This is a genomic window from Mesorhizobium sp. WSM3879, from assembly GCF_002294915.1.
Lineage (GTDB): Bacteria > Pseudomonadota > Alphaproteobacteria > Rhizobiales > Rhizobiaceae > Mesorhizobium.
The window spans coordinates 160,501-183,345 of record NZ_NSFZ01000006.1 but is presented as its reverse complement, the minus strand read 5'-3'; the positions used below and the strand labels follow the sequence as shown (position 1 = coordinate 183,345).

19 protein-coding genes and 2 pseudogenes are annotated in these 22,845 nt (G+C 63.6%); 4 read left to right on the top strand and 17 right to left on the bottom strand.

Annotation, left to right across the window (positions count from 1 at the left end):
- Positions 1 to 9: 9 nt before the first annotated feature.
- The 8 genes from trbJ to CK218_RS15920 form a co-directional block, all read right to left on the bottom strand.
- Complete coding sequence (gene trbJ / locus CK218_RS15955; protein WP_095828284.1) at positions 10 to 735, bottom strand: P-type conjugative transfer protein TrbJ; 726 nt, start codon at positions 733 to 735, stop codon at positions 10 to 12.
- The gene (gene trbE, locus CK218_RS15950) at positions 732 to 3,182 is read right to left on the bottom strand and encodes a conjugal transfer protein TrbE (RefSeq protein ID WP_095828283.1); all 2,451 of its coding nucleotides are present in this window, start codon (positions 3,180 to 3,182) and stop codon (positions 732 to 734) included. Before trbE ends, trbJ begins: the two co-directional genes overlap by 4 nt.
- Positions 3,176 to 3,448: a VirB3 family type IV secretion system protein gene (locus CK218_RS15945; protein ID WP_095776538.1), complete on the bottom strand. Its 273-nt coding sequence runs from the start codon at positions 3,446 to 3,448 to the stop codon at positions 3,176 to 3,178. Before CK218_RS15945 ends, trbE begins: the two co-directional genes overlap by 7 nt.
- Complete coding sequence (locus CK218_RS15940) at positions 3,448 to 3,756, bottom strand: TrbC/VirB2 family protein (RefSeq protein WP_095776539.1); 309 nt, start codon at positions 3,754 to 3,756, stop codon at positions 3,448 to 3,450. The genes CK218_RS15945 and CK218_RS15940 overlap by 1 nt, the downstream gene beginning before the upstream one ends.
- Before the next feature lie 10 nt (positions 3,757 to 3,766).
- A complete protein-coding gene (gene trbB, locus CK218_RS15935; protein ID WP_095828282.1) occupies positions 3,767 to 4,735 on the bottom strand; it encodes a P-type conjugative transfer ATPase TrbB in 969 nt (322 codons plus the stop codon).
- Positions 4,732 to 5,145, bottom strand: a complete 414-nt coding sequence (locus CK218_RS15930) for a CopG family transcriptional regulator (RefSeq protein ID WP_095776689.1) — start codon at positions 5,143 to 5,145, stop codon at positions 4,732 to 4,734. Before CK218_RS15930 ends, trbB begins: the two co-directional genes overlap by 4 nt.
- Positions 5,146 to 5,261: 116 nt before the next feature.
- The gene (locus CK218_RS15925; RefSeq protein ID WP_095776541.1) at positions 5,262 to 7,292 is read right to left on the bottom strand and encodes a conjugal transfer protein TraG; all 2,031 of its coding nucleotides are present in this window, start codon (positions 7,290 to 7,292) and stop codon (positions 5,262 to 5,264) included.
- Positions 7,293 to 7,857: 565 nt separating this feature from the next.
- Entirely contained in the window at positions 7,858 to 8,247 is a 390-nt protein-coding gene (locus tag CK218_RS15920; RefSeq protein WP_095828281.1) for a hypothetical protein, read from the bottom strand.
- 20 nt (positions 8,248 to 8,267) lie between these two features.
- Between CK218_RS15920 and CK218_RS30170 the strand changes: the two genes are divergently transcribed.
- A complete protein-coding gene (locus tag CK218_RS30170) occupies positions 8,268 to 8,579 on the top strand; it encodes a hypothetical protein (RefSeq protein ID WP_143749642.1) in 312 nt (103 codons plus the stop codon).
- 88 nt (positions 8,580 to 8,667) lie between these two features.
- Here the strand turns inward: CK218_RS30170 and hemN are convergent, their stop codons facing one another.
- Positions 8,668 to 9,993: an oxygen-independent coproporphyrinogen III oxidase gene (hemN, locus tag CK218_RS15910; RefSeq protein WP_095807908.1), complete on the bottom strand. Its 1,326-nt coding sequence runs from the start codon at positions 9,991 to 9,993 to the stop codon at positions 8,668 to 8,670.
- 593 nt (positions 9,994 to 10,586) lie between these two features.
- Between hemN and CK218_RS15900 the strand changes: the two are divergent.
- Positions 10,587 to 10,859: pseudogene (locus tag CK218_RS15900) on the top strand (coproporphyrinogen III oxidase); the annotation flags it as partial.
- Between the two features lie 199 nt (positions 10,860 to 11,058).
- Here the strand turns inward: CK218_RS15900 and glmS are convergent.
- Positions 11,059 to 12,882 (bottom strand): glutamine--fructose-6-phosphate transaminase (isomerizing), encoded by a 1,824-nt coding sequence (gene glmS / locus CK218_RS15895; RefSeq protein WP_095828279.1) that lies wholly within the window; start codon positions 12,880 to 12,882, stop codon positions 11,059 to 11,061.
- Positions 12,883 to 13,629: 747 nt separating this feature from the next.
- On the opposite strand from glmS, the gene CK218_RS15885 reads away from it, so the two are divergent.
- Positions 13,630 to 14,268 carry a LysE family translocator gene (locus CK218_RS15885; RefSeq protein WP_095828278.1) on the top strand — a complete coding sequence of 213 codons (639 nt, stop codon included), beginning with the start codon at positions 13,630 to 13,632 and terminating at the stop codon, positions 14,266 to 14,268.
- A gap of 18 nt (positions 14,269 to 14,286) precedes the next feature.
- Positions 14,287 to 15,213 carry a dihydrodipicolinate synthase family protein gene (locus tag CK218_RS15880; protein WP_095802376.1) on the top strand — a complete coding sequence of 309 codons (927 nt, stop codon included), beginning with the start codon at positions 14,287 to 14,289 and terminating at the stop codon, positions 15,211 to 15,213.
- Between the two features lie 110 nt (positions 15,214 to 15,323).
- Here the strand turns inward: CK218_RS15880 and fni are convergent, their stop codons facing one another.
- The 7 genes and pseudogenes from fni to CK218_RS15845 all read right to left on the bottom strand — a co-directional run bounded on the left by fni (position 15,324) and on the right by CK218_RS15845 (position 22,844).
- Complete coding sequence (gene fni / locus CK218_RS15875; RefSeq protein ID WP_095776547.1) at positions 15,324 to 16,373, bottom strand: type 2 isopentenyl-diphosphate Delta-isomerase; 1,050 nt, start codon at positions 16,371 to 16,373, stop codon at positions 15,324 to 15,326.
- An 85-nt stretch (positions 16,374 to 16,458) separates the two neighbouring features.
- A pseudogene (locus tag CK218_RS15870) lies at positions 16,459 to 17,360 on the bottom strand (hypothetical protein).
- Positions 17,357 to 18,907 carry a hypothetical protein gene (locus CK218_RS15865; protein ID WP_095776548.1) on the bottom strand — a complete coding sequence of 517 codons (1,551 nt, stop codon included), beginning with the start codon at positions 18,905 to 18,907 and terminating at the stop codon, positions 17,357 to 17,359. Before CK218_RS15865 ends, CK218_RS15870 begins: the two are co-directional and overlap by 4 nt.
- Positions 18,908 to 19,216: 309 nt before the next feature.
- Positions 19,217 to 20,224, bottom strand: a complete 1,008-nt coding sequence (locus tag CK218_RS15860; protein WP_170954335.1) for a polyprenyl synthetase family protein — start codon at positions 20,222 to 20,224, stop codon at positions 19,217 to 19,219.
- Between the two features lie 136 nt (positions 20,225 to 20,360).
- The gene (locus tag CK218_RS15855) at positions 20,361 to 21,704 is read right to left on the bottom strand and encodes a cytochrome P450 (RefSeq protein WP_095776550.1); all 1,344 of its coding nucleotides are present in this window, start codon (positions 21,702 to 21,704) and stop codon (positions 20,361 to 20,363) included.
- Positions 21,704 to 22,549 (bottom strand): SDR family oxidoreductase, encoded by an 846-nt coding sequence (locus CK218_RS15850; RefSeq protein ID WP_095776551.1) that lies wholly within the window; start codon positions 22,547 to 22,549, stop codon positions 21,704 to 21,706. Before CK218_RS15850 ends, CK218_RS15855 begins: the two co-directional genes overlap by 1 nt.
- Positions 22,536 to 22,844, bottom strand: coding sequence for a ferredoxin (locus CK218_RS15845; RefSeq protein ID WP_095776552.1), 309 nt, complete (start codon positions 22,842 to 22,844; stop codon positions 22,536 to 22,538). Before CK218_RS15845 ends, CK218_RS15850 begins: the two co-directional genes overlap by 14 nt.
- Between the last annotated feature and the right edge of the window lies 1 nt (position 22,845).

The following is a 22,845-nucleotide window of genomic DNA, read 5'->3' as shown; positions in this document are numbered from 1 at the left end:
TGCGAGTGATCAGTTGCCGAGATAGGCGGTGCCGGTGCCCAGGAAGCGTTTTGTCGTCTGTCGGGCAGCTTCCTCGGACTGCGCCTTGCGGGCGGCATCCTCGGCCTCGGCGCGGAACTGCGTCGCAAGCAGCGTCTGGATCTGCATCTGCTGCTTGGTCGAAAGCGCGATCAGCTGATTGGTGGCTTGGCTTGCCTGAAGCGCACCGGCCGCGCCTTGGCTGCGGTTGACAAGGTCGGCAAGCAGGTCGCCATCGCCGCGGACATTCTCAACAATTTGCGACTGGACACCCATGGTCTGGCGGAACGCCTGCATGGCACTCTGCCAACGCTCGCGAGCCGCGCTCGCCACGTCGCTGACCTTGATCGTGGCGTCGTAGCTTTCTGGATACTGCTGGCGCCACTGGTCCTGGAGCTTGCCGACATCGAAGCTCAGGCCACTCGCCTGGTCCATCAGCCCGTCGATCCGTTGCAGCGAACCGGTAAGCTGGCCAACCGAGGAAAAGTCCATGCTCTGAAGATTGCGCGCCATGTTCTGCAGCATGGTCGCCTGGTTCTGCAGCGACTGGATCTGGTTGTTGATCTGCTCCAACGCGCGCGCGGCCGAGAGCATGTTCTGCGTATAGTTCGATGGATCGAAGACGATCAGGGCATAGGCTGGCTGGACATAGTCGGCCAATGGCTTGGCGATTAGGGAAAGAGTGATCAGGCTGGAGAGAAGGCGGCGTCGCATCATGACGATTGCTCCATGTCAGGTTGAGGGAATTGCTGGAGATGCTCGGCGGCCCAACCGAGGCCACGCGCATCGAGAAATCGGGAGGCAAAATTCTCCTGCCCGTCTTCGGACAAGACGCTGTCGATCAGCGTCTGTGTGGCTGGGTCGGAGGCGCCGCAAAGTGCGAGTGTGATGGGACCCAAGCCCAGCTCGAAGAGGCGGTTGCCGCGACGCGACTGCAGATAGTACTGCCGCTTCGGCATCGCGCGGGCGACCATTTCGATCTGCCGTTCGTTCAAACCGAAGCCCTCATAGGCCGCTCTCGCCTGTGGCTCCACGGCGCGGTCATTCGGAAGAAAAATCCGCTGCGGGCAGCTCTCGATGATCGCGGGCGCTATTGAAGAGCCGGCGATATCCGCAAGCGACTGCGTAGCGAAGATCACCGACACGTTTTTCTTGCGCAGCACCTTCAGCCATTCGCGAATGCGGGCGGCAAACAGCGGGTTGTCGAGATAGACCCAAGCCTCGTCGAGCATGAGCAGCGTCGGCCGTCCGTCGAACCGCTCCTCGAGACGATGGAACAGATAGGTGAGCACCGGCAGCACAGCGCCTTGGCTGTGCATCAGCTCCTCGGTCTCGAAACACTGCACGTCGGACAGAGCCAGGCGATCGTCATCGGCATCGAGCAGCCGGCCGTAGGGGCCATCTAGTGTGTAGGGCATCAATGCGGACTTCAGCGCATTGGACTGAAGCAGGACCGAAAGGCCGGTCAGCGTACGTTCCTGCGCCGGCGCGGTGGCGAGGCTGCCGAGCGCCGACCAGATTGCCTCCTTCACCTCAGGCGTGATGGTGACGTTCTCATGCGCGATGAGGGTGGCAATCCATTCGGCCGCCCAGCTCCGGCTGGCTTGGTCGTCGATGTTGCGCAGCGGTTGGAACGAAAGCGCCCCGTCGGCACCCAGTGCGTGGTGCTCTCCACCCATGGCGAGTGTTGCTGCGCGGGCTGAATTGCCTTTGTCGAAGACATAGACCTGGGCGCCGGCATAGCGTCGGAACTGAAGTGCGATCAGCGCAAGCAGGACCGACTTGCCGGCACCGGTCGGACCAACGATCAGCATGTGACCGACGTCGTCGACATGAGTGGAGAGCCGAAACGGGGTCGACCCGCTGGTCACGGCGAAGAGAAGCGGAGGGGCCTCTTGCCGGGTGACCTTGGCGAGATGCTCGTTTGTCGACGGACCGGCCCACGCCGACGACAGCGGCATAAGATGGGCAAGGTTCAACGTGTGAATGAGCGGCTGGCGAACATTGGCATAGGCATGGCCTGGCAGCGACCCGAGCCACGCCTCGACCGCGTTGACGTTTTCACGGATTGTCGTGAAGCCGAGCCCATTGACGATGCGCTCGACCGCGCGAAGTTTCTCCGCGGCGGCTTGGCGATCCTCGTCCCACACCGTCACGGTCGTGGTGAGATAGCCGAAGCCGACATGATCCCCGCCCAATGTCTGAAGTGCTTCGTCGGCATCGAGCGCCTTGTTGTCGGCATCGCTGTCAACGAGCGGAACGGGCTCGTTGCTTACAACCTCGCGCAGGATAGCCACGATCGATTTGCGCTTGGCAAACCACTGCCGCCGCAACCGGGTAAGCGTCTTGGTCGCTTCCGTCTTGTCGAGAGGGATAAAACGCGTCGTCCAACGATAGGCAAAATCCTGATGGTTGAGGGCATCGAGGATTGCGGGGCGAGTGAGGTTCGGGAAACCAAGAATTGAAAGCGTGCGAAGATGCTGATCGCCCAGCATCGGTTCCAAGCCGCCGGTGAGCGGCGCATCGACTAGGATGCCGTCCAGATACATCGGCGTTTCCGGTACTGTGACCGGATGGCGACGGGTCGAGATTGTGCCGTGTAAGTAAGTCAGCGTCTCGGCATCGTCGATCGCGCGCACTTCGGGCATGAAGCCGGACAGCAGATCCAGCACGCGGTCGGTATCGTCGCGGAACCGCGATAGCTCCTGGCGCCAGTCTCTTTCGGATTCTGGATGATGAGAGTCGACGAGCGCGCTTTCCGCACGAGCCTGGCTGTCCGCTGGCGGCATGAACAGCAATGTTAGATGGTAGCGGCTCTCGAAATGCGCGACCTTGCCCTCGAAAGCCGCGCGCCGTTCTTCATCGATGAGCCACGACGCCGCGTCGGGAAAGCGCGAGGCCGGATAGCCCAACGCTTCGACGCGTTCTGCCTCGAAGAACAATGCCCAGCCGGTGCCGAGGCGTCTCAGCGCATTGTTCGCCCTCGCGCAAATGCCGATGAGTTCGGCTTCCGTCGCGCTTTCGAGATCGGGGCCGCGGAACCGCAGCGTCCGCTGAAAGCTGCCGTCTTTGTTGAGCACGATGCCCGGCGCGACGAGTGCTACCCAGGGCAGATGGTCGGCAAGCCGGTCGGCCTTCCCGCGATATTCCGAAAGGTTCAGCATGCCAGCCACCCCCTCAGACGAAGGTGCCGGACAAGCACGCTGGCAAAGTCCGGATCGCGGCGGGCGGCAAAGACCGCCAGCGTGTGGCCGGCAGTCCAGAGCACCAGCCCGGCTATCCATTGCTCAAGGCCGAGCCCGATGGCTGCGGCAACTGTACCGTTGAGGATCGCTACCGCTCGCGGCGCACCGCCAAGCAGGATGGGCTCGGTCAGCGACCGGTGAACCGGTACCTCGAAGCCGTCGATATGCTGTTCTCCGGTGGCCATCAGACGAGTGCCCCGCCGCCGAAGGAGAAGAAGGAGAGGAAGAAACTCGATGCCGCGAATGCGATCGACAGCCCGAAGACGATCTGGATAAGCCGGCGAAAACCGCCGGCCGTGTCACCAAAGGCGAGCGTCAGGCCGGTGGTGATGATGATGATCACCGCGACGATCTTGGCGACCGGGCCCTGCACAGATTCCAAAATTTGCTGCAGCGGTTGTTCCCAGGGCATGCCGGAACCAGCCGCGTATGCCGGGGCGGTGACTAGAAGCGCGAGCGCGGTGGACGAAAGAAAGCGAAGCTTCTTGAGCATGAAGTACCTTTCAAAGCTGCTGGAGTTGAGGAGGCGTGAGCTGGGTGACGGCGTAATCGCCGCTGCCGTCGAGACCGGTGACCTCAGCAATCGCGTCGATGCGGCGCGATGATCCGCGCCCGGCGATGAAGACGATCAGATCGATCGCATCGGCGATGAGGCGTCGAGGAACGGTGACGACGGCCTCCTGAGCGAGTTGCTCAATACGGTAAAGAGCCGAGCGCGCCGAATTGGCGTGAACGGTGGCGATGCCGCCGGGGTGGCCCGTGTTCCATGCCTTGAGCATATCGAGCGCTTCCGCGCCCCTCACTTCGCCGACAATGATGCGGTCGGGTCTGAGCCGGAGCGTCGTGCGCACGAGATCGGCAAGCGTTACAGAACCACGCCTCGTTCTCAAGGCAACGCAGTCCTTTGCTGCGCATTGCAGCTCGCGCGTATCCTCGATCAGGATCACCCGCTCGTCGCAGTCGGCGACTTCGGTCAGCAGCGCATTGGCAAGGGTCGTTTTGCCCGAGGACGTGCCGCCTGCGACCAGGATATTGCGCCGCTCGCGCACTGCCTTACTCAGCACATCGGCCTGCAGCGGCGATATGATGCGGTCGGCGACATAGTTGGCCAGCGTGTAGAGTTTTGCCGCTGGTTTGCGAATGGCGAAGCACGGCGCCAGCACCACAGGCGGCAGCAGTCCTTCGAATCGTTCGCCCGACGGCAGTTCCGCACTGACGATCGGGTTGTCGGCATGAGCCTCGGCGCGCATATGGGACGCGACCAGGCGGATAATGCGCTCCGCCTCCGAAGGATGCATGTGCACGCCCGTATCGACGCGGCCTTCGCCCAACCGGTCGAGCCGCAGCGCGCCGTCGGGATTGACCATCACCTCGATCACCAATGAATCGGAGAGCGCCTCGGTGATCGCAGGGCCCATGGCGGTGCGCAGCATCGCGCGGCGACGATGGTCGGCCTCCGGATGAGAGCTCATCGTTCCCCTCCCCTGCCGTTCTCCTTGCCGAGAGACCGTTTCCCGGAAGCAATCTGGCGACCGACCTGCTCGATGAATTTGTCGAAACGGTCCTGAGCAATGGCTTGCGTCGCCTTGTCTGGAACCGGCGTGTGCGCGTGAAGCGTGATCGAAAAGCGAATGAAGAGCGCCAGGCTCTCCAGGATCATTTCGGCATCGCGCCGGACTTGAACGAGGTCGCGTGAAAGACGATCGAGCCGCACACCGTAGCGCCGGTCGAGCTCGTTCTCGCCACGCCGCTCGATGAACGCCTCAACAGCCTTGGCCACAATGGCTGATTTGGTCGTCGAGGGATCGCGACTGAGGTTCTCCAGCCTCTCGCTCAATTCGGGTTCGAGCAGAAACTGGTGACGAATGCGGTGGGTCTTCATGCGGCTCGTTCCGACGGGCCGGCGTTGCGCCGGCGACGGGAACAAGCATCGGCCAAACCCCCGAAATCGCTTATGGCCGTTATCTACGCTGAAGTACGCCGGCTACGCGCCGGCCTTCAGAAGCCGGGGACGATATCCTTGTCATCGCCCCTTCCCTCGTTGATGCCATAGGCACGTCCGACGGTGGAGATCCGGTCCATGACGCGCTTGTCGGCCATCGCCTCGCTATCATCGTCTGCGGGTCTGGACAGATCGTCCTGGTCCGGTTCCCGGGTGACGGCGGTATGTTCTTCGGGCAGGCCGGGATGGCGCTGCTGCTGAACACCTCCCTCGTCCGCAAGCGCGGCGCCAGCGTTTTCGTCGTCGGAGGCAAGACGACGGTCGACTCGGCGTACTTGGCCAGTCCAGTCGTCTTGGCGCGGCGCAGGGCAGTCGGGGTAGAGACCGTCATGCAGCACCGGCGCAGGCAGCATCCGTTCGGTGAAGTTCTGATCCTCGTAGTAGCGCAGCTTTTTGGCGCGGATGGGGGGCAATCCCGAAACGAGCACCAGTTCGTCCGAGGGCGGCAATTGCATCACCTCGCCCGGCGTCAACAGCGGGCGGGCCGTCTCCTGGCGGCTCACCATGACATGCGAGAGCCAGGGCGCCAGCCGGTGGCCCGCATAGTTGCGCATCGATCTCAATTCCGTGGCCGTGCCAAGCGCGTCCGAGATTCGCTTGGCCGTGCGCTCATCGTTGGAGGAAAAGGCAATTCGCACATGGCAATTGTCCAGAATGGCGTTGTTCTCGCCATACGCTTTGGAGATCTGGTTCAACGATTGCGCGATCAAGTAGGCGCGAATTCCGTAACCGGCCATAAAGGCGAGCGCGGTCTCAAAGAAGTCGAGGCGACCGAGCGCCGGAAACTCATCCAGCATCATGAGCAGTTGATGCTTGCGACTCTTCTTTGGGTCACCCTCGAGGCGCTCCGTGAGCCGTCTGCCGATCTGGTTCAGGATCAGTCGCACCAAAGGCTTGGTGCGCGAAATGTCAGATGGCGGCACGACCAGATAGAGCGATGTAGGTCGCGCGGCATCCATCAAGTCGGCAATCCGCCAGTCACAAGACGAAGTGGCCGCAGCCACGGTCGGATCATGGTAGAGCCCGAGAAAAGACATGGCGGTCGAGAGGACGCCTGAACGCTCGTTCTCCGACTTGTTCAGCACCTCGCGCGCCGCAGAAGCCACAACGGGGTGTACTTGAGGCCTTTCCGCCGCGCCCAGATGGTCGGTCGTCATCATCCGCTGTAGCGTTGCAACAAATGAGCGCTGCGGGTCCGACAAGAACGTGGCGACCCGAGCGAGTGTCTTTTCCTCCTCGGCATAGAGGACGTGCAGGATGGCGCCGACCAAGAGTGAATGGCTGGTCTTCTCCCAATGATTACGCCGCTCCAGCGCGCCCTCAGGATCGACCAAGATGTCGGCGATGTTCTGAACGTCGCGGACCTCGTTCGGACCTTTGCGCACTTCCAAGAGCGGGTTGTAGCGGGCCGATCGCGGATCAGTCGGATTGAACAATAGGCAATATGAGAACCTCGACCGCCAGCCGGCGGTCAGCTGCCAGTTCTCGCCTTTGATGTCGTGAATGACGGCCGATCCGGACCAGGAGACAAGAGTTGGCACAACCAGTCCGACGCCCTTGCCCGAACGTGTCGGCGCAAACGCCATGACGTGCTCTGGCCCGTCATGACGCAGATACCGATCATTCAGTTTGCCAAGGAAGACGCCTGCCGGCTGAAACAGCCCTGCTTTCTCGATCTCCCGCGTCGCCGCCCATCGAGAGGAGCCATAGGTAGTGACCAACCCGCGCTGACGCGCGCGCCAGAGGGAACCAGCGATCGCAGCGGCAAAACCCATCAATCCACTGGTGCCCGCAAGCATGCCGGCCTTGTCGAATACCTCGGGCGCATAGGCATCAAATTGGAACCACCATTCCAACAGTTTCCACGGCTCGTAGATCGGCCAGCCAGCCGCGACAAACCAGGGCGCGCCGAGTTGTTCCTGAAAGGCTAGCATATGAGCGCACCATTGTGTGGCAGCCCACACGCCGAGGAGAACGATGGCGAACACAATGGCGATCTGCCCAATCAGAAGCTTTGTGGGCGTCACTGAGATTGCTCCGCCGTTCTGGAGAGGTGGATCGAGAATCGCCCGGCGCGGCCGGAACGGGAATACACCCTATGTACGACTTGGTGCGATGAGGCTGTTTGGCGCGCCGTTGCTCTCCCTTCGAGATGTGTATCGATATTCGCGCATTCCCGAGCAAGTCTTGACTGCTGTGTCGGAGCGGGGCCCGTATCGTTCGTGCTTATCGTGAGCACGTCGGATATTTGGTAGGAGAGCTGGCGGTGGCGGTGCGGGCAAGCCGCTGAGGAATCCTGAACATCGAGTCCGATCTGGGGCACAACAGGCCTATCGAGATCGGATCGCGAGGTGAGCCTGGCCGCCATGGGAATTTCTCAGGCGAGCTGGGACATATTGGGCGCTGAGGATATCTTGGGCGATCTTCTCGGACGCCGAATTGCCAACATTCCTTGTGTGTCAAGGTTCGCCGGCGATGCTGTCGAACAGGCGGCTATCACTCCCCGGCCGTGGCACATCTGCGCGCTGCAGAAACTCGATGGGCCACCGGTTCAACGCCCACGCGGATTCCACAGACGCGTTCCGCCAAGCGCTAGTTGCCAAGCATATGACCCGCATTTCGCAACGCCCCTAGGAACAGGCTAGCAAGGTGAGTGACATCGATTTTGGCCTGCATTGACACCGGCATGCTGGTCCAATTTTCCAACGGCACAATGAAGCGGGAAAAGGTACCATTTACGACGCAGTAGCGGCTAACAAGGCCTTGTCTGTCCAACGCCACCACACCCATCTGGTCGTCTCGATATCGGATGGCTGCGATCCGCTGAATGTCGGCGTCATCGTCAACCCGCACGTCGAAAAGCAGGGTTCCGCGGCTCCTCGCTGCTATTTCCGCCGCTTTGTCATTGAAGCTCAAGCAGAGTGAGCGGACGCTTTCCACTGCCATCTGGAAAACCAACAAATCCAGTTCATTCGCGGCCATGTGGGCAGTTGAGCCATTAGATGGATTATTGCAATGTCGCACACGGCTTGTTCACAGGTGTCGACCAACTCCACACGACCGATCGTTTTAGTCGATCGCCGATAAACGGCTGCTCCTTGGCTGCCGCTCCTGAGGGGCGCTCGCTGGCGTTAACGAGGCCGGGCTTCTTCACCACTCTTGAGAAACTTTTGCTTCCCCGCTTCGCCTATCTGCGCGTCGCCTGTGCAGCCGTCCGCATATCGGAAGCAGATCTCGAGGCTCGTTGCGCCCTCACCGCGGCCTTCTTGGAGGGCGGGAAGCCGCTTGAGGCCCGCTACGCCGGCGACGGCTAAAAAATCCTGATCTACAAGAAGGCAAACCGCATGTGCGTCGACTTTCGCTTCGGCGTCGCCTTGGCCTCCCTCACACTCGTTGGCTGACTCACGGGGCAACCCGGTCGAGAAAAGCATCGAATGCGGCAGCAACAGCGCGAATCGCAAAGCGATGCTGCCGCGATACGCGGACAAAACCCTTTTCGATGTCCACAATTCCGTCCTTGGTAAGCATCGCCAAGCGTTCAGCTGATTCGAGAAAATGGATCGGATCAGACCCGTGGGCGGCACAGATTGCCGGCACATCGGCCTTGAGATCGCACATTAGTCGCTCGATGATTGCGGCTCGCGCGCGGTCTTCGTCGGTAAGACGGTAGCCCTTTGACGTCGCCAGACGGCCAGCTGCGATGTGCCGGCTGTAGGAATCCCGTGTAACCTCGTTCTGGACGTAACCCTCGCCGACACGCCCGATAGCCGACGCGCCGAAACCGATCACGGTTTTGCAGGTGTCGGCCGAGTAACCCAGCGAGTTGCGTCGCAGGCGACCGGTTTTCTGTGCTAGGGCGAGATCGTCGTGGGGCAAGGCGAAATGGTCGAGCCCGATCTCTCGGTAGCCGGCGGCAATCAGCGTCACAGCAATGGCCGCATGCTGTTCGGCGCGGGCAGCGCTGCCTGGAAGAGATGCCTCCTCGATGAGGCGCTGATTCTTAATAAAGGACGGGATGTGCGAGTAGCCGAACGCCGCAAGCCGGTTGGGGCGCATGGCGACCGCCGCTCTCGTGGTCTCGACGCAAGATTGCACCGTTTGATGCGGGAGACCAAAGATGAGGTCGAAGTTGATGCTTCTCACTCCATGCCGACGCAGCATTTCGACGGCAGCCGCCGTTTGCGCCTCGCTTTGGACCCGGTTGATCGCTTTTTGAACAATGGGATCGAAGCTCTGCACGCCGAGGCTCGCGCGGCTCACGCCTGCTGCTTCCAAGGCTTCGGCCATCTCGGCCGTGAACGTGCGTGGGTCGATCTCAACGGCGATCGTAGCCGTTTTCGCGAGCGCAAAGTGGCGGCGCAGGAACTCCATCAGGGCGAGAAACTCTACTGGCCCCATGAGAGTTGGCGTTCCGCCGCCAAAATGCACATCGCTGACGGGCAGCGCCTGCGGCGCGTGCTCCGAGACCAAACGTATCTCGTCACGCAGCGCCGCCAGATAATCGAAGATCGGCGCATCATGGCGAGTGATGGCGGTGGGAAAGCCGCAAAACCAGCACTTTGATCGGCAGAACGGAACGTGCAAGTAGAGTGACGCCGGATCGTCAGCCGGTAGGTTCTTGAGCCATTCCTCATAAGCCTCGGCGCCGACCGCCCCAGAGAACTCCGAGACAGTCGGATAGATGGTGTACCAAGGCAGGCGGGCCTCGCGATCTTTTATGGTCTGCAATACTTACCGTCCCATGTTGATGCCTTCCATCCTTACCACTGCGCTCTCCTGAGTCTCTGCGCTATATCAGGCCGTTCCGCTTTCGGTCTGATTCGCAGCGATAAGCGCTGTTCAGCCTTGGCTGGACAGCGACGGTATGAGGACGCGCTGGTCCGCGACAAGCGCCATGGGTTTCCCGTCGAGAGTATCGTGCACACGGTTTGGGGCTAGTATCTTATCCCCTTCCCTTCAGCGTCCGCGTGGGCGAGGAGATGCTGCTGGAAGGCGGCATGGCGCATCCGACTAGTCGGATGCGGAGCTCGGCCAGTATCCCAGCTTCGATATCGACCGGATCGGCGGAATCCAACCTGGCGTCCAAAGACCTCGACGCGCTGACCGCCGCCGGCGTGCCCGCGCTCGCCGCGCAGGATCCTTCTAACAGGCCGATCACTTACGTCAAGGCGCCCTTCAAGTCGCTGATCGTCCCTGTCTTTGTCTCGCCCAATCTCGTGCTGTGCGGCCGCTATTTCGGTCGTCCGCTCGACCGAACCTTCGAGCGGTTCCTGGAAGCGTCCGATCATCGCTCGATCCTCTTGCGACTGGCCGGGGGTACCGGCGAGCGTTATGCCCAGAAGGAGGTTACACGGGATGGCTACAGCCGGCACATCGCAGCTGGCCGCCTGGCGAAGTCAAGGGGCTACCGTCTCACCGACGAAGACCACGCGCGAGCCGCAATCATCGAGCCGCTGACGTGCCGGCAATCTGTGCGGCCCACGGGTCTGATCCGATCCGTTCTCTTAGTTCAGCTAGACGCTCGGCGATCCTGGCCGAGGACGTGATAGTGGACATCGGAGGGGTTTATCCGCGTGCGGCAGGAGCATCGGTGATTAGCGCCATTGCTGCGTATTCGATGCTCTTCTCGACCGGGTTTGCCCGTAGGCCCAGCCCAAGCAGCGTGAGGGGCGGCCAAAGGGATAACCAATCGTTGCTAACCGGCATGTTCCACCCAGGCGGTGCGCGCCTGCACCGGTTGAAGGGGCTTGGAGTTTTGCCAATGGTGCGAGCGTACCTATGAAAGCTTCCCAATCATTCGACGGTGACTGATTTCGCCAGGTTGCGTGGCTGGTCGAGATCTGTGCCCACGCAGACTGCCGTGTGATACGCAAGAAGCTGTATCGGCAGCGAGAAGATCATCGGCGCGACAATCTCGTCGGTGGCCGGCAGCACGATCGTGTGCATCGTATCGAGTTTCGATGCGGCTGCCCCTTTGCCATCGGTGATGAGGATAATGCGCCCTCCGCGGGCGGCCACTTCCTGCATGTTGGAGAGGGTCTTGTCGAAAAAGCGATCATGTGGCGCGATGACGATCACTGGCATGTTCGAGTCTATCAATGCGATAGGACCGTGCTTCAATTCACCTGCCGCATAGCCCTCGGCGTGGATGTAGGAAATCTCCTTGACCTTCAGCGCACCTTCCATCGCCAGTGGGAAATTTGTGCCACGGCCGAGATACAGGACATGATGAAACTTTGACAGTTCGCGCGACAGAAGCTCAATCTCCGGCTGGACGCTGTCCAGTACCTGCCTCATGAGGCGCGGCATTTCCGTGAGGCTCCCGACGAGCGCCTGCACCTCAGCTTCCGTCACTGTTCCGCGGGCCTTGGCTGCGTGGATGGCGAGTGCTGCAAGAGCGGTGAGCTGGCAGGTGAAGGCCTTGGTGGAGGCGACGCCGATCTCCGGGCCGGCAAGGATCGGGAAGACCACATCAGCCTCCCGAGCGATGGTCGATTCGCACGCATTGACAACGGCGCCAATTTTCAGCCCAAGCTGCTTGCAGTACCTCAGCGATGCCAGCGTATCGGCGGTTTCGCCCGACTGGGAAATGAAAAGAGCCGCAGACTGCGGCGACAGCGGGATCTCGCGATAGCGGAATTCGGATGCAACATCTATTTCGACCGGTAGGCGCGCATAGCGCTCGAACCAGTATTTTCCGATCAGTCCGGCGAGATACGCGGTGCCGCAGGCAGAGATCGCCAAGCTCGGGATCCTGGCGAAGTCGATGCCAAATACCGCATCGGCGCCATTTTCTATGATGTTGGTATACTGACCGAGCGCATCGGCGATGACCTCGGGCTGCTCGAGGATTTCCTTCTCCATGAAGTGGCGATGATTGCCCTTGTTGGCCAGAGTGGCCGCGGCCATGGAGGTCTGGCGCGGACGCGCGACGGGGAGGCCGTCGTTATCAAAGATGTCGGCGCCCGTCCTGCTGACTACGGCCCAGTCGCCGTCGACGAGATAGGTGATTTCATTCGTGAATGGAGCAAGCGCGATCGCGTCGGAGCCCAGGAACATCTCGCCAGCGCCATGACCGATCGCCAGCGGTGGTCCATTGCGCGCCGCAATGATGGTCGACGGATCATCTTCAAAGAGGATGGCAAGCGCGTAGGCACCCCTTACGCTTTTCAGCATGGCATGCACCGCCTCACCGCGCCCCATGCCCGCCCGGCGGTGTCCTGCCAAAAGATGCGCAAGGACCTCGGTGTCTGTGTCGGTCTGGAACTCGGTTCCCGTCGCCGCCAATTCGTCCTTCAGCTCGGCGAAATTCTCGATGATACCGTTATGGACGACGGCTACACCGTCCGTGAAGTGCGGGTGTGCATTGCGTTCCGTCGGTGGCCCGTGGGTTGCCCAGCGGGTGTGGGCGATGCCGATGGTGCCACTCAGCGGCTCTTCCTGCAGCCTCGTCTCGAGATTGACGAGCTTGCCCTCGGCGCGCCGGCGGTGCAAGGTGCCCTCGGTGATCGTCGCAATGCCGGCCGAATCATAGCCGCGGTATTCCAGACGCTTCAACGCGTCGACCAGGCGCTCCGACACCGGCTGTTGCCCAACGATGCCAACAATCCCGCACATGTTTTTCTCCGAATTCTTCCCGGCAGCTTCAGCCGACGCAGACGAGGCCGAACACGCGCCCGGCCCGCTCAGTTAGAATCTTCTAATGAAATCCAGTAAGATCAGTAAAATTGATTATTAGGATATCTATCATTCACGCTATGGATGGACGAAACCGGGGCCGCTGCGGGTGATGGAGCTGTTCAACCTGCGACCTGCGGCCGTGCCTTCTTGAGCAAATTCGACCCGTCGCTCCCGTACTGCGAGAATCCTCCTATACTGGACCGCTGAAAATCTCAGAAAGTGGCAGTTTATCTTGAGCCAGTGAGCTGCAATATTGGCTTGCAGTCAGGGAAGCGATTGGGACCGGTCGCGCCGTTCTTGGTGCTTGCGCTCGAATTGATGGAGTTGCCTGGATATTTGAGGGTCCCATCATCGACGTCGAATAGAGAATATTGCATGGGGATTTAGAGCCGCGAGCGTCCACGTCGATGCCACTTCTGACGGGAGTGGAATGCCCGACACAATGATGAACGGGGAGGCAGTCAACGATGGCGCGACGACATTTGCGTCACCTGCGTTGGAGACCGTGCCGGACGACGCATTGACGGAGGCGACGAATGCCCTGGTCGGAAGATTGAATGCCTTGATGCAAAATTGCGAGCCAAGAAATTGCCATCGCCCCCGGATGACGTTTCCGGTCGACGGATCCATGGCCGTGGCAATCCGGTGCGATCGATCCGATTGAGATTATCAAGGGCTGAGAGAATGAATGTCGATCTCCATCAGTTGCTCATCGTCTTTGCTGCTTATGTCATTGCCGCAGGGAGCCCCGGCCCGAGCAACATGCGCATCATGGGGGTTGCCATGTCGCGCGGCAGGGGTGCCGCGCTCATACTCGCCTCTGGCGTCGTCAGCGGCTCGATCTTCTGGGGTTTTATGGCCTCGACCGGCATCTCCGCCCTCTTGGCCAGGTACGCCCAGGCACTGCTCGTCCTGCAGGTTTTCGGGGGCCTTTACTTGCTATTCCTCGCCTTCAGGGCGGGACGGTCGGCGCTTACGTCGAACGAGAAGCTGGCGGTGCACGCCTCGACCGACGGAGTCGCTTTTTCACGGGGTGAGCTCTATGGAAGGGGTCTCTTGATGCATTTGGCGAACCCTAAATCCGTGCTGGCATGGATCGCGCTCGTCACACTGGGGATCGGCCCGAATTCGTCGTGGCAGACCATGGCGGCCATATTGGGTGGCTGCGCCGTCCTAAGTGTCACGATATTCTGCGGCTACGCCATTGTCTTCTCCACACCGCCGATGGTGGCTCTGTATCGCCGCTGTCGCCGTTGGATCGAAAGTCTGCTGGCGATGTTCTTCGTGTTCGCCGGGGTGCGCATGCTGCTTTCCCCTATGTAGCTTCGAAAGGAATGGATGATGACTTTGTTTCGCGGCATGTCGGCGTTCCCCCTCACGCCAACCGATGCGGAAGGGCATGTCGAGACCGAGGCATTGGCTCGTTTTCTCGAGCGTATTCAACGAGCGGGAGCAGACTCCATCGGCCTTTTGGGGAGCACGGGCGGTTATGCTTACCTCACGAGGGAAGAGCGCAAGCGTGCCGTTCAGGCTGCCGTGGAATGCATCGGCGGCAAAACGCCTCTTGTCGTGGGGGTGGGTGCATTGCGTACCGACGAAGCTCAGGCTCTGGCGCGCGATGCAAAATGCGCTGGCGCTGACGGCCTGCTCCTGGCACCCATGTCCTACGTTCCCCTGAACGAGGATGAAGTCTTCCAGCACTTCGTCGCGGTTGCCGAGGCGGGGGAACTGCCTTTGTGCATATACAACAATCCAAGCACCACGCGCTTCACATTCAGCGACGCATTGATCGCCCGGCTGTCAGAGGTGTCCAACATCGTCGCCGTGAAAATGCCTCTGGCGGTGAATGAGGATTACACGGGAGAACTGGCACGCTTGCGGTCGATGACGCCTGACACGTTCACAATCGGATACAGCGGCGATTGGGGCGCGGCGGATGCCCTACTCGCCGGATGTGACACCTGGTACAGCGTTGCGGCAGGTCTGCTGGCGGTCCCGGCGCTTGCGCTGACGCGTGCGGCGCAGTCCGGCGACGCGGTGGAGTCCACTCGGTTGAATCGCGCTTTCGAGCCGCTCTGGACGGTGTTCAAGCGCTACGGCAGCTTCCGCGTTATGTTCGTCGTCGCCGAATACCTCGGTCTGGCGCACGTCCAGCCACCGCGCCCCATTTTGCCGTTGCCGGAGGACGCCGGAGACGACATCAGGCAGGCACTGGAGAAGCTCGAGATAGCCGAGCACAGAGCATGCCCAGTGCAACTGCTAGATTAGGCAGCCGGCGCGTGGGCGTTCCGCGAGCGTTCGAGAGATGAAAGTTTGGGCGGCGCAGAATTAGATCCCTGCTCAACTGGCGTTTTGACCACGTGCGGACGATGCCGGCATTAACCGGCGGGCAGATGCGCCGAGGGCAACAAGCGCGCCTGACGCAACGCCGCCAGATCAGCCGAGCCGGTGCAGAAGCAGGCGACTGCCAACTGGCGGATGACGATCTCGAAATGCGCGACAACCGCCTCGGTGGACACCGTCGCCGCGGGCAGCACGCCGGCCGCCTGGCCGGCGAAGTCCGCGCCCAGGCGGATGGCCTTGGCCACGTCGCCGCCGTCGCGGATTCCGCCCGAAGCGATCAACTTCACCGTTGGCAGCGCCCGACGTACCGCCTGCACCCCGCCCGGGGTCGGAATCCCCCAGTCGGCGAACGCCATCGCCACTGCACGGTCCGCGGCATCGCGGGCCCGCTCGCCCTCCACCGCGGCCCAACTGGTGCCTCCGGCGCCGGCGACATCGATCACCGCCACGCCCGCCTCGACGAGCGCAGAGGCCACCGAGGCGGACAGGCCCGAGCCCACTTCCTTGGCCACGATCGGCACGCCCACACTGCGCGCGGCACGAGCGATCTGCGCCAGGACGCTGCGCCAGTCGCGGTCGCCCTCCGGCTGTAGCGCTTCCTGCAGCGGATTGAGATGGACAATCAGTCCATCGGCCTCCAGCGCATCAACCGCCCGGCGCGCCAAGTCTAGGCCGTCGGCCTCGCGCAGTTGCGCGGCGCCGATATTGGCCAACAGGGGGATGTCTGGGGCCAGGTGTCGCAGCGCGCGCGTCAGCCCCTGGGAGTTGCGGGATTGCAGGCTCACGCGCTGCGAACCGACGCACATCGCGATCCCCAAGGCTTGAGCTGCCTCGCTCAGATGCCGGTTGATGGCCTCGGCGCGAGGCGTGCCGCCGGTCATGGAGCTGATCAGCAGCGGCGCGCGCATAGTCTTGCCTAGCAGCGAGGCGCGCAGGTCGATCTGCGTCAGGTCCAACTCCGGCAATGCGCAGTGTTCGAAACGGATATACTCCCAGCCGGCGGCGACCGTGGCCGGCGCCGTTCGCCGATCCAGCACGATGCCAAGATGGTCGTCCTTGCGCCGGCTCAGGGCGGAGTCGTTCATGCTCGCTCCATCGGTCGCATCGGGCGACGGCGTTGCGTCGGATCGCACTGACGGCAGCGCGCGCACGTCGCCGCCTCCCGCGCCTTCAGGCCGGCCCACGCTGGCCTCCCCCGCAGTGTCCCTGCGGTAGCGGCTGGCCGAGGTCTGGTAATACTGTGTGCGGATGGCTGCCATGGCCTCGATCAACGGTCCCCACGGCGCGGGAAAGCGTGCTTCCGCCATCACTCGGTGCAGCATGCGCGTATGGCCGGCCAGCTCGTCGTTGAGGAACTTCACCACAGGCATAGCCGGATAGCGCTGCAGCAGCAGAATCGCCGCGTTGTCGGCCTCGCCGGCCGACCTGTCCTTGTCGCGTCCATGCAGATCGTTCTGCAGGCGCCCTATCGCGGAGATGAGCCGCAGGACCTGGCGAAACGCCGGACGCGCGCGCAAAGTCGCCATGTCCAGCCCCCACAACAACGACAGGCAACACAACACGTTCCTGTAGGCGATCGAATGGACGCCGTTGTGCAGGTACTCGGCGTAGGACCAGCGTTCCGCCCCTGCTGCCTGCGCGTCTCCGCCGCGCAGCGCCGCGCAGTAGCACCGGGTATCGTCGAGAAGCTGAGCATAGTCGCGACGATCGTAGGCGAGCCCGGCCAGCGAAGCGCTTAGCACAGCGCAGCCCTCGAATCCGGGGAGTGCGCACGGTACGCCCTGCCCCAGCGCCTGCTCCACCGCGGCGAGCTGCTCCGGGGCGATCAGCCCAAGGTCATTGCAATCGTCGAGCCAAAACAGCAGCGCCAGTTCGCGATAGAACGTCACGATCAGCGTTTCATCCTGCGGATCGCGGCCAGTGCGGGCGCTGGTGTCGCGCAGGCTCTGGTCGATGCGCTGCAGGATGTACTGGCCGCCCCTGACCGCTTCCACGGCATGCTCGTCGGCGAACCCGGTCAGGGAACGCCCCCACTCCAGCACCTGCTGCAGCGCGCGTTCGGTCTGGGTCATGGCGCCGCTCCTGCTCCCTCGGCCAGCACGCGCTGCCCCCAACCAAGCGCCAGCCACAACCCGGCGAGTTCGGCCACGCGCACTACCCGGGTGGGGCAATACAGTTCTTTGCCGATCCACAGCGGCATCTGCCGCAATGCATGCGCCGTATAGCGGGCGAGCATCCACTCCAGCGCACGCGCCACGGCCTGCGCGATGCGTCGGCGCCCTATCGGCTCTTCGCTTCCGTCCATCACGTGCAACGCGAACAGCGCATAGGCGGTTTCCTCGAATGTGGACGCGCGACCGGCGCCCCAGCCGCCGTCGTCGCGCTGCGCCTGCAGCAGCGCCGCCAGCGCGCGCTCGTCGCGCCAGTGGGGCTTGCCTTGAGCCAGCGCAGCGACCGCATGCGCGGTGGGATACAGCCAAGAGACATGCCATTTTTCGTTGTCCCATAGACCGTGCGGGTTGCGATTGGCCTCGACGTAGGCGCTGGCGCCGGCGGCGGGCTTGCCCGATAGTCGCAACGCATGCAGGGCATGGATGTTGGTCGAAACCGAAGCATTGCGCTCGCCGGGGAAGGTCACGAATAGCTCGCCGATTTCGAAACGGCGCAACGTATCGACCGCCGGGTCGCGGCCTGCAAGGCGTAGGACGCACAACGCAACGGCGGTGTCGTCCGCATCGGCCGCGAAGTGCAGGGCCGGGCCCAGACCGCGCACGCCCAGGCGGGCCTCGAGCTGCGCGACGATCACGCGCACCATCTCAGCGAGCGCGGGATGCGCGAACAGCCCGGCCAGATGCAGGGTGTACAGCGACCAGCATGGCTCGAACACATTGATCGGCCAGACGTTGGGAACGACACCTTCGATGCCGCTGCGCGTCGCCCGCGATGCCGTTTGCAGATACGCGTCGGCGCGCCCAACCTGCGGCGTGCTCCCCTGTCTCACGGCCTGCGCACGCCACGCGGCGGTGGCCGCCGGACTGATGCCGATGCTGCCGTCAGCATCCGGGCATGCCGTGGTCGGCGATGTCCCCCAGGCTTCCCAGGAGTGCAGCAACGGATGGCCGCTCGGCAACGTCGCCACCGCCCCCAGCTTGACCAGGCACGCTTGCCGCAACGGCAACAGCGCCGGGTGGTGCGGAAGCGCCACGCCGCCCAGCAGGGATGAAGCCTCGCTGCATAACTGCGGCAGAATCAGCTCCGCGCCGATCGGCGCGTCTTCCGGCACCGCATCCGCGTAGGGATCGGGCTGACGCTTGAGGAATCGGGTTGCAGCCTGGACTGCGTCGGCAGCGCCGGGAATAGGATCGGCACGTTGCAGTGCGAGCAACGCCGCCCACGTGGGCGCATGGCGGAACAGCGGGAAGTCCGCGTTTCCCCATCCGCCATCGGCCTGTTGCTGCGCGATGAGCCACGCGTAGGCGTCCTGCCGTCCGGTGACGTTGCCGTGGAAATGCAGAGCTCGCGCCGTGTCGTACACGGACGGACCGACGGCGCCGCCATCGCTCATCTCGCTCAGCAGGTGGCGCAGTTCGGAAAGGACCTGTTCGGACAGCGCGTTCACGCGGGATGTTCCTTCGGCAGACGGTTGACGAGAATCAGGATCGGGCAGACGCCGCGCGCCTCGCCGCAGGCCCGTCGCGTCGCGGCCCGGCGCATGTGCAACGCCGGGCGGCCGCCCTGCTGCGGCGCGGCGACGCGCCCCGATGCTGGCGCCGGTGCGCTGCATAGGCTTGCGCGCGGCGCGCCGGTGTGCCGCGGCCGTGCTGGGCAATCGCTGACCATCGCCGCGGACTCGGACGCAGCGCAGCATGCACCGCTGGCCCCGGCCGATCGCAGCGGCACATGGGCGACTTCATTCGGACGGGCGCGCTCATGCGCATGGCGCGTGCTTGCAGAGATACGCTTTGGCCCGCTGCAGCATCTGCGCCAACGGTTCCGCACGCGGCCCCAGCGGGGCGATGGCCTCCCCGGCGTCGCGCAACAAATCCAGCGCGAACTGGCGCGCTGCCTGCAGCCCCATGATCGACGCGCAAGTCGGCTTCTGCGCCGCCGCGTCCTTGCCGGGGGTCTTGCCCAGCGTCGCGGCGTCGGCTGTCGCGTCGAGAATGTCGTCGACCACCTGTAAGGCGAGCCCGAAACAGGCGCTGTAGCGATCGAGCGCACGGTACAGCGCAGCGTGCACCGTATCCTCCGCAATGGCACATAGCGTGCCCATGCGGACGGACGCGCGTACTAGCGCCCCGCTCTTCATCCGGTGCATCGCCATGATCCTGTCCAGCTCGACGTGCTTTCCGACTAGCGACAGATCCAAGGCTTGCCCGCCTGCGGCACCCTCGGCGGACACCGCCTGCGCCAGTTCGCGCACGAGCGCTATACGGTTGTTACCCGGCGCATCCAGCGTCGCCAAGGTCAGGAAGGCGTGCGCCTGCAGCGCATCACCGACCAGGATCGCAGTGGCTTCGCCGAACTTGACGTGCACGGTCGGAAGGCCGCGGCGAAGCACGTCGTTGTCCATCGCGGGCAGGTCGTCGTGGACCAGGGTACAGGCGTGCATCATCTCGATGGCGGCTCCGACGTCGTCGAGCATGTGCGCCGGCGTATCGGCCAGTGCGCCGGCAGCCAGACAGAGCAAGGCGCGGGTGCGCTTCCCGCCGTGCAAGGTGGCGTAGCGCATGGCCGCCATCAGCTCGGTCTCACCGTCATCTTCGGCGCAGAGAAGACGCGCAAGCGCCTGTTCGACCCGCTTTGCGCCGTCCTGCATCCAGATCTCCGGCGGTAGCGCGCCGGATGCGCCGCGCGCCTGCGCGGCCAATCCGCCGAGCGCGGAAACGCCAGTTCGGTCGTCGTGTAGCGTGGAACCGGTCTGCATGTTGTTCATAGTCCTTGTACCTGACACGGCCACTGCGAGCGCCGAGCCGCCGCAGTTTTGCCGGCGCCGAGCGGTTGCGCCGAGTGCTGCAATGCTGCCCGTCGCCGGCGCCGCTGCCTCGCCACACGGGGCATGCCATGCCAGGTCATGAGAAACCGATGCGGACTGTCATGGACGGATGTGCGGTCGGGTAATAGCGCCGGCCTTTTTCGACGCCGCTCAGCAAACGCGGCCGCACCCCGGCCTCGTGCATGGTCTGCGCCAAGGCGATGCAGAACTGCACCATTTCCAGCCATACCAAGTGGTAGCCGATGCAGACGTGTGGGCCGGTACCGAACTGCAGCATGTCCACCGGCCGGATCGGCTCCGTGCGTTGCAGCCACCGCGCCAGGCGGAACTGATCAGGCGCCTCGTGCAGCAGCGCCGAGGTCGAGAAATGCAGCAGCGGGATGCACAGGTGGGTGCCCGTGGGAATGCGCCGCTGGCCGAGCTGCAATTCCTGCAGCGCGCGACGCGGCAGGAGCGTGGTCGCCGGATGCACTCGCAGCGTCTCGCGGAACAGCGCCTCGGCGACCGGACACTGCGCCAGGTCCGCGTGCCGGGTCGGCACCGCGCCTACGCGCTGCGCTTCCTCGACCAGGACGTCCCACAGCACAGGCTGCCGCGCCAGCTCGATCACCATCCAGGCCATCGTCGAGGCGGTGGTGTCGTGACCGGCGAGCAGCAGCAAGCGGATGTTGGCGACCAGTACGTCATCGGAGAGCGCATCGTCGCTGCGATCGAAGGCGCTCACCATGTCGTTGATCAACCCGGTGCGCGCGGCATTCGCGCGCGCGTCGCGGACGAACTGGTGCAACTGCGCGTCGATCCAGTCGCGGGCGGCGCGGCCGCGCCGGAAGGGCAGTCCGGGCAGGTCGACTGGGGGCGCGACGATCAACTGCAGCAGTTGCCGGTACTTGCGATGCCACCTCGGCAGGTCCTGCGCGGGGATTCCCATGAGGCTGAAGATTAGCTTGAGCATCAGGTCGCCGGTTTCGCGCAGGATGGTTACGTCGCCGCGGTCGCGCCACGCCTGCACCCGCGCTCGGATGACGGGCGCGAACAGGTCGCCGATCCCGGCCTGGGTCAGCCCCTTCGGCAGGAACGCTGCCTTGATCGCATCGCGCGCCTGCCGGTGCGCGCCGCCGTCCTGGGCGACCAACGTTCCGCCAAGCAATTCGGGCGCGATCTCTTCGATCAGCGCCGAGGACACGTCCTTGTGTCGGAGCAGTGCGAACGCATCCAGATCCATGCAGGTCATCAGGTGGCCGGCAGGGCCGAAATCCAGCCAGAAGTAGCTGCCCAGCGTCCGTTCCGCGCGCCGCAGCAGGCGCGGCAGGTCGCAGACGATGGCGGGAAGATGCCCGATCAGCGGGAAAGCGCCGGGCATGACCGGGATGTCATGCCGCAGCCGGTGCCGACGGTCCAGGGGGTTGAGCAGCATGTCCATCAGCAGTGCTGCTCCGCGGCCGCTTCGGCGATGCCCCCGGTAGGCCGCGCGGCGGGGCTGTTGCCTCCGTCGGCGTATGTCGGCACATGCGCCAGCATGCCGCCGTCGATGCACACGACCTGCCCGGTAATGAAGGCAGCATCGTCGGAGAGCAGGAACGCCACCAGCGCGGCCACGTCCTCGGGGCGGCCGACACGCGGCAGGAGCTGGTGCCGGCGCAGATGCCGTTGCATGCATTCGTCAAGCTTGGCGAGGAGACGCTCGGTCATGATGAGACCCGGCGCAACGGCGTTGCAGCGGATCTGCGCATGACCATACTGCGTGGCGAGCGAGGCCGACAACATGTTCAGCGCCGCCTTCGACGCGGCGTAGGACGTCTGCGCGCTGTCACCGCTGAGCCCCTGGCATGACGACATGTTGACGATCGCGCCACCGCCGCGGGCGATCATCAGTGGGATGGCCTGTCGGCAGCAGAGCAGCGTGCCGCGCAGATTGGTCGCCATCGTCTGATCCCAGACCGCCAGGTCCAGGTCGAGGATCGCGCAGTCGCGCGGGGTCAGATGCATGGCGCTCGCGTTGTTCACCAGCAGGTCGACCCCACCGAAGTGCCGCTGCGCCGCCTCGAACAGCGCTGCCACCGCCTGCGCGTCGGCGATGTCCATGGCCAGGGCCAGCGTGTGGTCTGCTTCGGCCGCGATCTGCGTGGTGCAGGAGATGGCCGCCGAGGCATCAATGTCGGCCACCACCACTCTGCCGCCCTCGCGCGCGATGGCGAGGGCGCATGCCTTGCCGATGCCGGCGCCGGCGCCGGTCACCACCGCCACCTTGCCTTCAAACCGTCCCATCGTGTCCTCCTGGATTGCGTTGGTCTTTCGCGGCATGCCGCTCGACCTCCACCGGAGAAGGCGCAGGGTCGGCGCTGGCGAGCTCCTCATCGCCAGCGTCGCTTTCGATGACCAGAATGGCGGCGACTGGGCACTGGCTGGCTGCGAGCCGCACGGCGGCGTGCAGCGCCTGCGGAATCGTTGCCACGCACAGTTCGGCCACTCCGTCCGGTTCGCGCTGGCGAAAGGTGCCCGGCAGCGTCAGCGCGCACTGCCCGGTGGTTCCGCACAGGTCCTGGTCGACCACCACGCGCATC